We start from the raw sequence: 405 nt of genomic DNA, 5'->3' as shown, positions 1-405 counted from the left end.
GCCGCTTCGGCCACCACGGCTGGCTTGCTGGCTTTACCCTCCCCCCCGTGGGGAGGGCCGGCGCGCAGCGCCGGGGTGGGGGCGGCGGCGGTACCGTCAGCACTGCCTGCATCAACTGGCGCGCCGGCTTCGTCAGCACTGCCTGCATCGTTGGCGTCGTCACCCTCACCCGCGTCGCTTCGCGCCGCGACCTCCCCCATCGAGGGGGAGGTAAGGGCGCCGTCGCTTTCGATGGCGGTGACGTCGGAGATGGCTTCTGCAACGAGCGGAACTTCTTCCGTGGCTTCGGCCGAAGCTTCTTCCGCGACAGGCTCTGCTGTCGTTTCCGCTATGACCCCGGCCGGCGCTTCGAGGGCGCCCTCGGCGGCAGCCGGGTCCGAATCCTCGATCGCTGCCTCCGCGGCC

1 pseudogene is annotated in these 405 nt (G+C 71.1%); it reads right to left on the bottom strand.

From position 1 onward, the window contains the following. A pseudogene (locus ACWTU8_RS33130) lies at positions 1-405 on the bottom strand (helicase); the annotation flags it as partial.

The organism is Mesorhizobium sp. BHbdii (genome assembly GCF_053848045.1).
Note: the sequence above shows the minus strand (reverse complement) of the source record. Positions and strands in the feature narration are given on the sequence as shown.